Here is a 14838-nt window from a genome sequence, read left to right on the forward strand (position 1 = left end):
TGCTGCGCCTGCTCGCCCTGCGCCAGCGCCAGTTGGTCAAGGCCTTGAACCTGCGCGGCCATGCGGCCATGCACAGCATCAAAGTCGACACGCCCCAGGACAAGACCTGGCGCGAAGGCAAGCTGCCGGACGCGTTGAACAGGGCCCGCGCCTATCCGCAATGGTCGTCGCTCAACCCACACCCCAAGTTGAGCCAGGCCGAGCGTCAGGCGCAAATCCAGGCGCTGGCTCAGCGGCTGGACGCGTCCTGATCGGCCAATAGTCGCAGGGCCTTGGCCTTGAGCACTTCAAGGTCCAACAACGAGACGTGCATCTGCTTGGCCTGTTCGTCCCAATGGCGCATGCGCAGGCTGATGTGACAGAGCGGGTCCTGCTCGAACGCCTGTGCTTGCTGCGCAGTCATCACACCGCCCTGATACGCCAGCGTGCGGCGGCTGGCCTCGCTCAACTGTGCGTAATAGTCCGGCTGCTTGAAGGTCAGGTAACGCTTGGCTTGTACGTGATATTCCACCAACCTCGCCATGCGTTCGCTGAAGCCTGCACGGCGCAGGTAATCTGCGCCAAGCCGCTCATGGCTGAGCACGCCATACCCACCCATGCCCTCGCCACCCTGACCACAGAGGTGGCCGATATCGTGGAAGAACGCCGCCAGCACCACTTCATCGTCAAAGCCTTCGGCCATCGCGAGCTGCGCAGCCTGGGACATGTGCTCGATCTGCGACACCGGCTCGCCGATGTAATCCACCGTGCCATGGCGTTCGTACAGGCCGAACAGCTCGGCAAGCAAGCGCTCCCGAGTCATCACTCAGGCCCCCACACTGTGGTGATATTTCGCTCGGCCATCGCCGGGCCAACGCTCATGCCCACACCGGTATGCATCAACGCGGCGCTGATGCCCGCAGCCGCCTGGACAAATGAAAACGGCGCGGGCCCACGCGAGCCATACACACCCTGCCAACGCTCCACCACCTGGATCTTGCAGCCCAGGGTCTGCTCGGCCAGTTCGATCAGCCAGTCATCGACCTGTTCGGCGTTGAAGGGCGATGCATCGCTGCCGTAATCATGGGAGTCGCCGATGATCAACTCGCCATGGGGCGTGGGGCTGATCAGCAGGTGAATCCCGTGCGCCTGCAAGTACGGCGTTTCGCGCAGGATCTGCGCCTGTACCGCGGCGGCCTCGGGCAAGTCGGCAAACGCACCGTAATGCACGCAACTGAGGCCGGTCAGCAAGGCATGTTGCAGGTTCAGGTCATGCGCCGGCCGTGCCCGCAGCATTTGCAGGCGGCAGACTTGCGGGTTGAGTGCGGCCATCGAATCGGCCAGCAGGGTCTGGTAGTCGTGACCGGAACACACAATGATCTGCTCGCCGCGAAAACGCCCCGCCGTGCTGTGCAACTGGCCCGGCTCGACGTCATGCACCAGGGTGGAAAAGTGAAACTCCACGTTCAGCGCTTGCGCCAGGTAGTTGATCAGCGCCGGAATCGCTTCGCGTGAATAGAGTTGCTGGTCGTCCCTGCCATGCAGCGCGGCGCGGTGATGGCGGAACTGGCCGGCGTACAGGTCATTCAAGGCCGCGCCTTGCAGCAGCTCGACGTTGTAGCCGTGCTCGCGGGCACGCCCGCGGCAAAAGGCTTCGAGCAGATGCGCTTCGGCTTCGGTACGGGCAAACAGGTAGGAGCCATTGCGCTTGAGCGCAAGGCCGGCCACCTGCGCCCAATGCCCCCAGATAGCGCGGCTTTCCCTTGCCAGGTCGAGCATCGGCCCCGGCGGTTGGCCGGTGACCAGCGCCTGGCCGAAGTTACGCACCGAGGCGCCCAGGGGCGTGGCGCTGCGTTCGAAGACCTTGACCTTGAGGCCGCGCTTGGCGGCGGCGTAGGCATGGGAGAGGCCGAGGATGCCGGCGCCGACAATTAACAGATCACTACTCATACCGTCCTCTCGTTCCCACGCTCCGCGTGGGAACTCATCCAGTGACGCTCTGCGTCACGACGTTCAAGAGCGGACGCGGAGCGTCCAGAGCGGCGTTACCACGCGGAGCGTGGGAACGATCGGTTACTGCTTTTCCGACTTCCCGTCATAACGCTTGCGCCACTCAGCCAGAATGCTGTCGCGATGCTTCGACGCCCACACAAAGTCGTTCTTGATCAACCGCTGCTCGTAATCGGCGGGCAATTCAGTCTGCGGTTTGGCGATCCCCGGTTGGGCGAGCACGGCGAAATTGTCCTTGTACAACTCCATCGCCGCCGGGCTTGCAGAGAAGTCCGCCAGTTTTTTCGCAGCCTCGGCATGGGTCGTGCCCTTGATCACCGCGGTGGCTTCGATGTCCCAGCCCAGGCCCTCTTTGGGCAGGATGATGTCCAGCGGTGCGCCCTGGCGCTTCAACTGCACGGCCGGGTATTCAAACGAAATCCCGATCGGGAACTCACCGGATGCCGCCAACTTGCACGGCTTGGAGCCGGAGTGCACGTACTGGCCGATGTTCTGGTGCAGGTCGTCCATGTATTGCCAGCCCTGCTTCTCGCCGAAGGTCTGCAACCAGGCGCTCACGTCCAGGAAGCCGGTGCCGGAGGAGGCCGGGTTGGGCATCACGATCTTGCCCTTGTACTCAGGCTTGGTCAGGTCCTGCCAGCTCACCGGCTTGGTGAGGCCCTGCTTTTCGGCTTCGACGGTGTTGAAGCAGATGGTGGCGGCCCACACGTCCATGCCGACCCAGGCCGGCGGGTTGGCGGCGTCGCGGTAGTTTTTGCCGATCTTGTCCAAGTCTTTCGGGGCATAGGTATCGAGCATGCCTTGCTGGTCAAGTATCGCCAGGCTGGAGGCGGCCAGGCCCCAGACCACGTCAGCCTGCGGGCGGTCTTTCTCGGCCAGCAGTTTGGCGGTGATGATGCCGGTGGAGTCGCGCACCCACTTGATCTCGATGTCGGGGTTGGCCTGTTCGAAGGCCTTTTTGTAGGTCTTCAACTGTTCGGCTTCGAGGGCCGTGTACACGGTCAGCTCAGTCTTGGCGAAGGCATTCAGGCTGAATGCAGTGAGTACGGCAGCGACCAGCGCCAGGGGCTTGAACATGGAATACCTCCTTTGAAGGATCATTGCCCGGGCGCGGTCTGGCGCCAGGCTTGGGAGCGGCGCAAGGCGCCACGTGAAGCCCACGCCAGCAGCAACGAAACGCTGCCTGAGGTGAACAGAATCAGGGTCGACATGGCCGCCGCACCGCCCACATTGCCGGCGTCGTCCATGTTCAACACGGCGACGGCGGCGAGGATGGTGTCGGGGCTGTAGAGAAAGATCGCAGCGGAGACGGTGGTCATTGCCGACACGAACAGGTAACGCAGAATATCCAGCAGCGCGGGCAGGCAGATCGGCACCGTCACTTTCAGGTAATGGCGGTAGAGCGGCGCCTTAAGGGACAACGCGGCGGCTTCGAATTCGGCGTCCAGTTGGCGCAGTGCGGTGGTGGCGGTCATTTGTGCGGTGGTCAGGTAGTGAGCAATGGTGCACACCACCAGCAGTGCCATGCTGCCGTAGAACACATGCAGCGGGTTGCCGCCGAGGTTGAAAAAGAACACATAGCCCAGGCCAAGCACTAGGCCCGGCACGGCCATCGGCACAAAGCTGAGCAGACGCAGGGCCAGGTTCAGGCCCTTTTGGCCCTTGGTTTTTTCCATCAAATAGGCACCGGTGAAGATCAGCACACTGCCGATCAGCGCCGTGCACAGCGCCATGGTCAGGCTGTTGCGATAGGCCAGCCAACCGCCGCCGGCGGTGTCTTCGAACTGATAGTGGTTGAGCGACAGCGACAGGTTATAGGGCCAGAATTTGACCAGCGAGGAATACACCGCCATGCCGAACACCAGCAGCAGCGCCGCGCAGATCAGCAGCACGATGGCCAGGTAGCAGCCATCCCTTGAACGCGACGGCAGCGGCTGAAAGACCTGGGCACGGCCGCTCATGGCATCACCGTGACGGCGGCGCAACCACGCATCCACGCCAAAGCTGAACAGCGCCGGCAACAGCAGCACCATGCCGATCAACGCGCCGCGCCCGAATTGTTGCTGACCGACCACGGCCTTGTAGGCTTCCAGGGCCAGCACCTGGTAGTCGCCGCCGACCACCACCGGCACGCCAAAGTCGGTGATCGTCAACGTGAACACCAGGCAAAACGCCGCGAACACCGCCTGGCGCGTGGCCGGCCAGGTGATGCTGCGAAACGCCCGGGCGGGGCTGGCGCCCATGCTGGAGGCCGCGTCGAACAAGCGCGCATCCGCCAGCGACAATGCGGACAGCAGAATCATCAGGGCGTGTGGGAAGGTGTAAATCACTTCGCCCAGGACAATGCCCCAGAAGCCGTAGATATTGTCCGAGAGCAACCCACGCAACAGCCCCTGGTTGCCGAACAGGTACACCAGCGCGATGCCCGGCAACATCGAGGGCGCCATCAACGGCAGCAGCGACACGCCGCGCCAGATCACCTTGCCGGGGATCAAGGTGCGTTGCAGCGCGTAGGCAAACAGATAGGCCAACGGTACGACGATGGCGGCTACGCTCAGGGAGACTTTCAGGCTATTGCCCAGCAACCAGTGGAAATTAGCGCTGGTCAGCAATTCACGTGCGGCGATCAGGCCGCCGCCCTGCCCGGCTTCGCTGCTGAAGCCACGCCAGAAGATCGCCAGCAGCGGCAGCAGCACCGCCACCACCAACAGGCCCAGCCAGAGCCATTTGCCGCCGACCACGAAGAGGCGGTCACCCCACCCGGCGCGGGCCGCTTGACGCGGCAGCGGCACGCTCATGATCGCAGCCATCTCAGGCAAACACCTGCAGGCTGCGCGGCGGCAACGCCACCCAGATATCCTGGCTGCCCAGGCGCGGCATGTCGTGTGGCGCAAGTTCGGCCAGCAACGCGTGGCCCGGCAGCTGCGCCAGTTCGAAGCTCATGCGGCAGCGGTTGCCCAGAAACGTGATCTCGCGCACCTTGGCCGCAAACAGGTTTTCTTCATGCACCGGCGGATTCACGCTGATGGCTTCCGGCCGGCAGAACAGGCGACCGGAGGTGGCCATGCCGGCGTCGTCGGCCAGGCGCATGTTCAGCCCACCGACCTGGGCGTGGCTGGCGCTGTTGCGGCTGAACGGCAACCAATTGCCCTGGCCGACAAATTCCGCCACGAACGGCGTGGCCGGGCGGTCGTAGATGTCCTGGGGCGTCGCGTATTGCTCGACCTTGCCGTTGTTCATCACGGCGATACGGTCGGCCATCAGCATGGCTTCGTCCTGATTGTGGGTAACCATCAGCGTGGTGATGCCCAGGCGTCGTTGCAGTTGGCGCAGTTCGGTGCACAGATGCTCGCGAACCTGGGCGTCGAGGGCCGACATCGGTTCATCCAGCAGCAATAACGAAGGTGCCGGCGCCAGGGCACGCGCCAGGGCTACCCGCTGCTGTTGCCCGCCGGACAATTGGCCGGGGTATTTCTTTTCGCTGCCGAGCAGGCCGACCAGCTCAAGCATCTGCCCGACACGCTTGCGCACCTCATCGCGACCGCTGCCGGTAAGGCCGTAGCCGATGTTCGCTTCTACGGTCAGGTTGGGAAACAGCGCGTAGGACTGGAACAGGATGCCGTAGTCCCGCGCCTGGGGCGGCAGCCGGGAAACATCGCGGTCACCCAGGTAAATTTCGCCGCTGTCCTGGTGCTCAAGGCCGGCAATGCAGCGCAGCATGGTGGTCTTGCCGCAGCCGGACGGGCCCAGCAGGCACACCAGCTCGCCGGCGGCGACATCCAGCGACACGTTATCGAGCGCGGTAAAGGCGCCGAAGCGTTTCTGGAGACCGCGCACCTTCATCGGTGCGCCGGGGTGGGTCAGGGCTGTGTTCATGGTGGCGCCTCATCGATCGGATGAAGGCCATGCTAGGGGGGGAATACTTCGCTGATGTGGCAGAAGGGCAAAAGGGCGTGATAGGGGTATTGGTGGATTTGGGTTGGGCTCTTGGAGGTGAGCATGATCAAGCGGGACGCGGAGCGTCCCGGGAGGCGTTACCACGCGGAGCGTGGGAACGATCAAATTGGCGACATTTCCTGGGCAAGGCCAAGGAAAGCCGCCGGCAGCCGCGCACCTTTGCGCTCCTTGAGGCAGTACAGATACTCCGGAATCTGCGGCGCATTCTCAAGGGTCAGCACCTTCAGCTGCGGATCATGGGGCACTTCCTGCCGCGCAATGATGCTGATGCCGATATTGCGCAGCACCGCCTCGCGGATCGACTCACGACTGCCGATTTCCAGCAGCGGCCCGTAGCTGACGCCAGCGCCCTGAAGCATGTCTTCCGTCAGCCTGCGGGTGGTGGACCCCGCTTCACGCATCAGCAGCGTATGCCCGGCCAGCGCAGTCAACGGCACATGATCAAGCCTGGCCAACGGATGGTTGCGATGCACCGCCAATACCAGAGGATCAGTGCCGAGCACACGACGCACCAGGCGCGCGTCCTCCAGCAGTTGCGACGAGGCGGCGACGTCGACACGGTAGTCGTCCAGCGCTTCGAGCACCTGCTGGGAGTTGCCGATTTCCACCGACACTTCCACTTGCGGCAGGCGTTCGCGAAAGGCTTTGACCAGATCGAGGATGTAGTACGGCGCCGTCGCGGCGATCCTCAGCGCGCCTTGAACCTGGCCATTGTTACGCAGGAAAAACTCGATATCCGCTTCCTGCTGCAACAGCGCCTTGACCATCGGCAACAGCCGCGCGCCCTCATCGCTCACCGTCAGACGGCGACCGCCACGGTAGAACAGTTCAACGCCGTATTGGCTTTCCAGGTTGCGAATCTGGGTGGTGACCGTGGGCTGGCTCAGGCCGAGTTTTTTCGCCGCCTGGGTGATGCTGCCCAGGCGGGCGACCTTGTAAAACGCCTTCAGCTCAGCACTCAGCACACCGCCCTCTCATCGTCTATTTGCGCAACAGGCGCAGGCCATTGAACACCACCAGCAGGCTGACGCCCATGTCGGCGAACACCGCCATCCACATGGTCGCCATGCCCAGGAACGTGACCGCCAGGAAAATCGCCTTGATCACCAGCGCCAGGGCGATGTTCTGCTTGAGGATACTCGACGTTTGCCTGGAGAGCCGGATGAATGCGGGAATCTTGCGCAGGTCATCGTCCATCAATGCCACGTCGGCGGTCTCGATCGCGGTGTCGGTGCCCGCCGCAGCCATGGCGAAGCCGATTTCGGCGCGGGCCAGGGCCGGGGCGTCGTTGATGCCGTCGCCGACCATGCCGACGCGGTAGCCCTGGCCGTAGAGCGTTTCAATCGCTTGCAGCTTATCGGTGGGCAACAAGTCGCCTCGGGCCTGATCGATACCGACCTGAGCCGCAATCGCCTGGGCGGTGTGGGTGTTATCGCCGGTCAGCATCAAGGTCTTGACGCCCAGGTCGTGCAGTTGCCGGATGGCTTCGCGGCTGCTGTCCTTGACGGTGTCGGCCACCGCGAACAAGGCCAGTGGGCCGGACTTGTCGAGCAGCAACACCACGGACTTGCCCTGTTTTTCCAGGGCGAAGAGTTTCTCCTCCAGCGCCGGCGAGCACAGCCCGAGGTCTTCCACCAGACGGTGGTTGCCCAGATGGTAGGTTTCGCCGTTGATGTCACCGCGCACACCACGCCCGGGCAATGCCTCGAAGTTATCCACAACGTGGGACGGCAGGTTTTTATCCACCGCCGCGTTGGCGATGGCCAGGGACACCGGGTGGTCGGAACGCCCCGCCAGACTCGCGGCCAGGGCCGGCGCGCTGTCCTGCACGGTGTCGAACAGCGGCACATAGTCGGTTTGCACCGGCTTGCCGTGGGTGATGGTGCCGGTCTTGTCCAGGGCCAGGTAGTCGAGCTTGTAACCGCCCTCCAGGTACACGCCGCCCTTGATCAGGATGCCTTTGCGCGCCGCCGCCGCAAGGCCGCTGACGATGGTCACCGGGGTGGAGATCACCAGGGCGCACGGGCACGCGACCACCAGCAACACCAGGGCGCGGTAGATCCAGTCGAACCAGACGCCCGCCATGAACAGCGGCGGGATGACGGCCACGCCCAGGGCAAACAGGAACACCGCCGGGGTGTAGATTTTCGAGAAGCTGTCGACAAAACGCTGGGTCGGTGCCCGGGCGCCCTGGGCCTGCTCCACCGCGTGGATGATCCGCGCCAGAGTGGAGTTGTTGGCCGCTGCGGTCACTTTGTATTCCAGGGAGCCGGCCTGGTTGATCGTACCGGCGAAGACTTTATCGCCCACGGTCTTCTCAATCGGCAGGCTTTCACCGGTGATCGGTGCCTGGTCGATAGTGGATTGACCAGCAGTCACCTCGCCGTCCAGGCCAATGCGCTCGCCGGGCTTGACCCGCACAATGGCGCCAAGATCAATGCTTTTGACCTCCTGCTCCATCCAGGAACCATCAGCCTGCCGCACCGTGGCCTGTTCCGGGGTCATCTGCATCAAGCCGCTGATGGCATTGCGCGCACGGTCCAGTGACTTGGCTTCGATCAACTCGGCCACCGTAAACAGGAACATCACCATCGCCGCTTCCGGCCACTGGCCAATCAGCACCGCGCCGGTCACGGCGATACTCATCAGTGCGTTGATGTTCAGGTTGAGGTTTTTCAGGGCAATCCAGCCCTTTTTGTAGGTGGTGAGGCCACCGCTGAGGATCGACACCAGCGCCACAATGGCGATCACCCAGGTCGGTGCAATGCCGCTGAAATGCAGGACCTCGGCGCCCAACGCGCCCACGCCCGACACAGCCAGCGGCCACCAGTGCTTCTTGGCAGGCGGGGCGGCGGCAGGCGTGCCTTCTTCAATCGGGTCGGCCTGCATGCCGATGGATTTGATCGCGTCGATGATCGGCGCAGTGCTCGGCAAATCGTGGGTGACGCCGAGGATGCGGTTGATCAGGTTGAAGTCCAACTGCTGCACGCCGGCAAGCTTGCCCAGTTTGTTCTGGATCAGCGTCTGTTCGGTAGGGCAGTCCATCGCTTCGATGCGAAAGGTGCTCAGGCGCGAGCCGGCGGTGGGAGCGTCGCTCAGTTGCACCCGCGCAGGTGCCGGAGCGCCGGAACAGCAGGCGCCGCCGTGGTCATGTACCGGCTTGAGCGTGTGCTCGCTGTGATCGTGGTCGTGCTTGTGCGGGGTGTGGAGGGAATCGCTCATGGTGTCGCGTCCGGAAAGGTGCCTGTTGCCAAGTAAAGACCCTGTAGCCACTATAGGGTCAAGCACCCATTTGGAGATTGCTGCGATGAAGATCGGCGAACTGGCCAAACTCACCGACTGCCCGGTGGAAACCATCCGTTATTACGAGAAGGAAGGCCTGCTGCCACCCCCCGCACGCACGGACGGCAACTACCGCGTGTACACCCAGGCGCATACCGAGCGGCTGATCTTTATCCGCAACTGCCGCAGCCTCGACATGACACTGGAAGAAATCCGCAGCCTGCTCAGCCTGCGCGACAGCCCCCAGGACCAGTGCGAAAGCGTGAATGCGTTGATTGATGAGCATATCCACCATGTGAAAGCGCGGATCGATGGGCTGCTGGCGTTGCAGGAGCAATTGCTGGACCTGCGCCAGCGCTGCGGGGGTGGGGAGCCGTGTGGAATCCTGCAGCAGTTGGAAGTCAGCGGAGGGATTGCGGCCAGCGAGGCCGAGCCCTCGCACGTGGGCAGAAGCCACGGCCATTAGCCTCAAGTGAACACAGATCAAAATGTGGGAGGGGGCTTGCCCCCTCCCACACTTTTACCGAGACAGGCTTTAGATCGCGACTTCAGCCTTGATGCTCGGATCCGCGTCATAGCCAACGATTTCGAAGTCTTCGAACTTGTAGTCGTAAATCGATGCCGGTTTACGCTTGATCACCAGTTCCGGCAGCTTTTTCGGCGTGCGCGCCAGCTGGGTGCGGATCTGTTCCATGTGGTTGCTGTAGGCGTGGGTATCGCCGGTGGTGACGATGATCTCGTGGGGGATCAGGTCGCACTGCTGCGCCAGCATGTGGGTGAGCAACGCCAGCGCGGCGGTGTTATAGGGCAGGCCGAGGAAGACATCGGAGCTGCGGATGTACAGCTGCATCGACAGGTGGCCGTCGTGCACGAACGCCTGGTAGAGCAGGTGGCACGGTGGCAGCGCTTGCTTGCCGTTACGCGCATTTTCCTGGGGGCTCTTGGTTTCGTCCGGCAGGTATTCGACGTTCCAGCCGTGGAACAGGATGCGGCGGCTGTTGGGGTTGGTCTTGAGCGTGTGAACCATGTAGTCGATCTGGTTGATCGTGCCGCCGTCCTTGGTGGGCCAGGCGGTCCACTGCTCGCCGTACACCGGGCCCAGGTCGCCGTCTTCGGTGGCCCATTCGTCCCAGATGCGCACGCCGTTTTCGTTGAGCCACTTGATGTTGGTGTTGCCGCTCAACATCCAGATCAGCTCGTTGGCAATGCTTTTGAAGTGCAGCTTCTTGGTGGTCAGCAGCGGGAAGCCGTCGGCCAGGTTATGCCGATACTGGCGGGCGAACACGGCCTTGGTGCCGGTGCCGGTACGATCGCCCTTGGTCAGGCCATTGGTCACGACGTCGTGCAGGAGTTCGAGGTATTGCTTCATGTGATTACCCGTATCGTTGAAGCCAGGACCTCCTGGTCCTGGCATTCGAATTTAAAGCGCGGCGTTCTTCAGCGGTTGCGCACGGTTGTACGCCCACCACAACAGGCCCAGGCCCGCCAGGATCATCGGAATACTGAGGACCTGGCCCATGGTCAGCCAGCCCCACGCCAGGTAGCCCAACTGCGCATCCGGCACCCGCACGAACTCGACGATGAAGCGGAAGATCCCGTAGAACAGCGCGAACATCCCGGAAACCGCCATGGTTGGGCGAGGTTTACGTGAAAAGAGGTAGAGGATGAGGAACAGTGCCACACCTTCCAGGGCGAATTGGTACAGCTGCGACGGATGGCGCGGCAGTTGCGCCGGGTCGCTGAACGGCGGGAACACCATGGCCCACGGCACGTCGGTGGGCTTGCCCCACAGCTCGGCGTTGATGAAGTTACCGATGCGCCCGGCGCCCAGGCCGATGGGCACCAACGGTGCGACGAAGTCCATCAACTGGAAGAACGACTTGCCGTTGCGCCGGCCGAACCACCAGGCGGCGATCATCACGCCGACAAAGCCGCCATGGAACGCCATGCCGCCCTTCCACACTTCGAAGATCAGCGTCGGGTTGGCGATATACGCCGACAAATCGTAAAACAGCACATACCCCAGGCGCCCGCCGACGATTACCCCCATCGACATCCAGAACACCATGTCGGAGAGCTTCTCCTTGGTCCAGGTCGGGTCGAAACGGTTCAGGCGCCGGGAAGCCAGCAGCCAGGCACCGCCGATGCCGATCAGGTACATCAACCCGTACCAGTGGATTTTCAGCGGACCGATGGCCAGGGCCACCGGATCGATCTGCGGGTAAGGCAGCATTGCGACTCCTCGTTAAACATTTAGTCATGACGCATCGGACCATGCCGATGCGCGATTAAGCCTGCGTTACAGCTGCGAGATCAAATTAAGAAGTTCACATACACACCCAACGGCCCGGCATGTTAACGGATGGAAGGTGCGCGGCCCAACTTCGTTGCGATGGAACGCCTGCGGTTGTGTGGGTAGAGTAAGGAAAAACACATAAGGGATCGCCCGATGTGCCTGATTGTCTTTGCCTGGCGGCCGGGCCATGCCCAGCCGCTGATCGTCGCGGCCAACCGCGATGAGTTCTATGCCCGGCCCAGCCTGCCCCTGGCGCAATGGCCGGATCTACCCCAGGTCTATGCCGGTCGCGACCAGGAAGCGGGCGGCACCTGGCTGGGGGTTAACGCCGACGGGCGCTTTGCCGCGTTGACCAATATCCGCGACCCGCACCAGCCACCGTCACGCAAATCCCGTGGCGAACTGGTGGCGCGTTTTCTCAGTGGTTCGCTGTCGATTGACGACTATCTGGCCGATGTTAATGGCCGCTCGATTGAATACGCCGGGTTCAACCTGCTGGTGGGCACACCGGACCAACTGTGGCATTACAACGCCAACGAGACCACGCCGACGCGGTTGAAGGCCGGCGTGTACGGTTTGTCCAATGCCGGGCTGGATACGCCCTGGCCGAAGTTGCTCAAGGCCAGGGCCGCACTTGCAGACATCCTCGACGATCCGCAGCCACAAGCGTTGCTGGATATCTTGAGCGACCCGCAGAGCGCACCGTTCGCCGAGCTGCCGGATACCGGCGTCGGCCTGGCGACGGAGAGCCTGTTGTCGAGCGTATTTATCGCCAGCCCCAGTTACGGAACACGGGCGAGCACGGCGCTGATTGTGAATGCCGACGGCACGCGGCGGATGGTGGAGCGCAGTTTCGGGCCGCAGGGTGGCCGCTTGGGCGAGGTCGAGCTCAATTTCTGAACACACTGAAAATCAACTGTGGGAGGGGGCTTGCCCCCGATTGCGGTGTATCAGTACCAGATACTCTGACTGACACACTGCTATCGGGGGCAAGCCCCCTCCCACAATTGGATGTTCATTGGCAGGTCTAAAGGGTTTTCGCAGAAGCCGGATTGATCATTCGGGTCAGCCCCAGATTCTTCAGCGCCAATTGCAGCGAGCTGTGGATAACCTGCGGGTTGTCGATGGTCATCAGCTCGGCCAGCAAATCCTTGGCCATGCTCAATTCAACCTGGCGCAGCATCCACTTCACTTTCGGCAAGTTGGTGGCGTTCATCGACAGGCTGTCAAAGCCCATCGCCATCAACAGCACCGCCGCCGCCGGGTCGCCGGCCATTTCCCCGCAGATACTCACCGGCTTGCCTTCGGCATGGGCGTCGCGCACGACATGTTGCAGCGCTTGCAGCACGGCCGGGTGCAGGTAGTCGTAAAGGTCGGCGACCCGTGGGTTGTTGCGGTCCACAGCCAACAGGTACTGGGTCAGGTCGTTGGAGCCCACGGACAGGAAGTCCACCTGCCGCGCCAGCTCCTTGGCCTGATACACCGCCGCCGGAATTTCGATCATCACGCCGATCGGCGGCATCGGCACGTCGGCGCCTTCGTCGCGCACTTCGCCCCAGGCGCGGTGGATCAGGTGCAGGGCTTCTTCCAGCTCGTGGGTGCCGGAGATCATCGGCAGCAGGATACGCAGGTTGTTCAGGCCTTCGCTGGCCTTGAGCATGGCGCGGGTCTGCACCAGGAAAATTTCAGGGTGGTCGAGGGTGACGCGAATACCGCGCCAGCCGAGGAAGGGGTTGTCTTCCTTGATCGGGAAATACGACAGTGACTTGTCGCCGCCGATATCCAGGCTGCGCATGGTCACCGGCAACGGATGGAAGGCTTGCAGTTGCTCGCGATAAATCGCCAGCTGCTCCTTCTCACTCGGGAAACGCTGGTTGATCATGAACGGCACTTCGGTGCGATACAGCCCTACCCCTTCCGCGCCGCGCTGTTGCGCACGGGCCACATCGGCCAGCAGGCCGGTGTTGACCAGCAGTGGCACACGGTGGCCGTCGATGGTCACGCACGGCAGTTCGCGCAAGGAGTCCAGGCCCAGCGCCAGCTGTTTCTCTTCCTCGACCACTTCGGCGTATTGCTTGCGCAGCAATTCGCTGGGGTTGGTGAAGACTTCGCCGCGATGGCCATCGACGATCATGTCGATACCATCCACTTTGGAATACGGCAGGTCCACCAGGCCCATCACCGTCGGGATGCCCATGGCACGGGCCAGGATCGCCACGTGGGAGTTACCCGAACCCAATACCGAGACCAGGCCCACCAGTTTGCCCTCAGGCACTTCGCCGAGCATGGTGGCGGTCAGTTCTTCGCTGATCAGGATGGTGTTGTCGGGGTAGACCAGGTTGGTGGTGCGGTCTTCCTGCAGGTAGGCGAGCAGACGGCGACCCAGGTCGCGTACATCCGAGGCACGCTCGCGCAGGTAGGCGTCGTCCATCATTTCGAAACGGTTGACGTGATCGGTGACCACCTGGCGCAGTGCGCCCTGGGCCCACTGGCCGGTCTTGATCACGGTCTTGACTTCGTTGCCCAGGGACGCGTCGTCCAGCATCATCTGGTAGACATCGAACAGCGCACGCTCTTCGGGGCGCAACTGGGTCGCCAGCTTGGTCGACAGGTTGCGCATGTCGGCGCGCACGCCTTCCAGGGCGGTCTTGAACAGTTTGATCTCAGCGTCGATGTCATCGACGGTCTTGTCCGGCACCACGTCGAGGTCGGCCGGTGGCAGCATGACCACGGCGGTACCCACGGCGGCACCCGGCGAACCCGGCACGCCGACGAACTTGGCTTCCTGGATGCCCTTGCCCTGGCGCCCCAGGCCGCGAATCGAGCCGGTGGCCTCGGCGTGGGCGATCACCCCGGCGAGCTGCGCGCTCATGGTCACCAGGAAGGCTTCTTCACCTTCGTCGAACTGACGGCGTTCTTTCTGTTGGATGACCAGCACGCCGACAACGCGGCGGTGGTGAATGATCGGCGCACCGAGGAACGAGGCGTAGCGTTCTTCGCCGGTTTCGGCAAAGTAGCGATAACGCGGGTGATCGGCCGCATTTTCAAGGTTCAGGGGTTCTTCACGCGTCCCCACCAGGCCCACCAGACCTTCATTGGGCGCCATGCTGACTTTGCCGATGGAGCGCTTGTTCAAGCCCTCCGTGGCCATCAGCACAAAACGGTTGGTCTCGGGGTCCAGCAGGTAAACCGAGCAGACCTGGCTGCCCATGGCTTCCTTGACGCGCAACACAATAATCCCCAACGCCGCCTTGAGATCCTTGGCGGAGTTAACTTCCTGGACGATCTTGCGCAGCGTATTGAGCATGGCTCGG

13 protein-coding genes are annotated in these 14838 nt (G+C 62.7%); 3 read left to right on the top strand and 10 right to left on the bottom strand.

The window, feature by feature from the left end; translation table 11 throughout:
• Positions 1 to 251, top strand: a 251-nt coding sequence (locus BFP96_RS20985; protein WP_139113430.1) for a DUF3482 domain-containing protein, incomplete at its 5' end; no start/stop codon positions are given.
• Here the strand turns inward: BFP96_RS20985 and BFP96_RS20990 are convergent.
• From BFP96_RS20990 to BFP96_RS21020, 7 genes are all read right to left on the bottom strand, one after another.
• Complete coding sequence (locus BFP96_RS20990) at positions 230 to 802, bottom strand: phosphonate degradation HD-domain oxygenase (protein WP_065936938.1); 573 nt, start codon at positions 800 to 802, stop codon at positions 230 to 232. The two genes, BFP96_RS20985 and BFP96_RS20990, sit on opposite strands and share 22 nt — an antisense overlap.
• The gene (locus BFP96_RS20995) at positions 802 to 1929 is read right to left on the bottom strand and encodes a TIGR03364 family FAD-dependent oxidoreductase (protein WP_065893862.1); all 1128 of its coding nucleotides are present in this window, start codon (positions 1927 to 1929) and stop codon (positions 802 to 804) included. The genes BFP96_RS20990 and BFP96_RS20995 overlap by 1 nt, the downstream gene beginning before the upstream one ends.
• Before the next feature lie 123 nt (positions 1930 to 2052).
• On the bottom strand, positions 2053 to 3066 hold the full coding sequence (locus tag BFP96_RS21000; protein WP_065936939.1) for a putative 2-aminoethylphosphonate ABC transporter substrate-binding protein: 1014 nt from the start codon (positions 3064 to 3066) through the stop codon (positions 2053 to 2055).
• Between the two features lie 20 nt (positions 3067 to 3086).
• Positions 3087 to 4799 (bottom strand): putative 2-aminoethylphosphonate ABC transporter permease subunit, encoded by a 1713-nt coding sequence (locus tag BFP96_RS21005; protein WP_065936940.1) that lies wholly within the window; start codon positions 4797 to 4799, stop codon positions 3087 to 3089.
• A 1-nt stretch (position 4800) separates the two neighbouring features.
• On the bottom strand, positions 4801 to 5865 hold the full coding sequence (locus tag BFP96_RS21010) for a putative 2-aminoethylphosphonate ABC transporter ATP-binding protein (RefSeq protein ID WP_065936941.1): 1065 nt from the start codon (positions 5863 to 5865) through the stop codon (positions 4801 to 4803).
• A gap of 182 nt (positions 5866 to 6047) precedes the next feature.
• Positions 6048 to 6911: a LysR family transcriptional regulator gene (locus BFP96_RS21015; protein WP_065887073.1), complete on the bottom strand. Its 864-nt coding sequence runs from the start codon at positions 6909 to 6911 to the stop codon at positions 6048 to 6050.
• Between the two features lie 16 nt (positions 6912 to 6927).
• Positions 6928 to 9168, bottom strand: coding sequence for a heavy metal translocating P-type ATPase (locus BFP96_RS21020; protein WP_065936942.1), 2241 nt, complete (start codon positions 9166 to 9168; stop codon positions 6928 to 6930).
• Positions 9169 to 9253: 85 nt separating this feature from the next.
• Between BFP96_RS21020 and cadR the strand changes: the two genes are divergently transcribed.
• Positions 9254 to 9694, top strand: a complete 441-nt coding sequence (cadR, locus tag BFP96_RS21025) for a Cd(II)/Pb(II)-responsive transcriptional regulator (RefSeq protein WP_065893866.1) — start codon at positions 9254 to 9256, stop codon at positions 9692 to 9694.
• Between the two features lie 69 nt (positions 9695 to 9763).
• Here cadR and BFP96_RS21030 read toward each other — a convergent pair whose 3' ends face one another.
• Both BFP96_RS21030 and lgt read right to left on the bottom strand, forming a co-directional pair.
• Positions 9764 to 10597, bottom strand: coding sequence for a thymidylate synthase (locus BFP96_RS21030; protein ID WP_065893867.1), 834 nt, complete (start codon positions 10595 to 10597; stop codon positions 9764 to 9766).
• 51 nt (positions 10598 to 10648) lie between these two features.
• Positions 10649 to 11461, bottom strand: a complete 813-nt coding sequence (gene lgt / locus BFP96_RS21035) for a prolipoprotein diacylglyceryl transferase (protein WP_065936943.1) — start codon at positions 11459 to 11461, stop codon at positions 10649 to 10651.
• A 216-nt stretch (positions 11462 to 11677) separates the two neighbouring features.
• On the opposite strand from lgt, the gene BFP96_RS21040 reads away from it, so the two are divergent.
• Positions 11678 to 12424 (top strand): NRDE family protein, encoded by a 747-nt coding sequence (locus BFP96_RS21040; protein WP_065936944.1) that lies wholly within the window; start codon positions 11678 to 11680, stop codon positions 12422 to 12424.
• Between the two features lie 127 nt (positions 12425 to 12551).
• Here the strand turns inward: BFP96_RS21040 and ptsP are convergent, their stop codons facing one another.
• Complete coding sequence (gene ptsP / locus BFP96_RS21045; RefSeq protein WP_065887067.1) at positions 12552 to 14831, bottom strand: phosphoenolpyruvate--protein phosphotransferase; 2280 nt, start codon at positions 14829 to 14831, stop codon at positions 12552 to 12554.
• Positions 14832 to 14838 lie beyond the last annotated feature (7 nt).

It is taken from the genome of Pseudomonas sp. 34 E 7 (assembly GCF_900005715.1).
Taxonomy (GTDB): Bacteria; Pseudomonadota; Gammaproteobacteria; order Pseudomonadales; family Pseudomonadaceae; genus Aquipseudomonas; species Aquipseudomonas orientalis_A.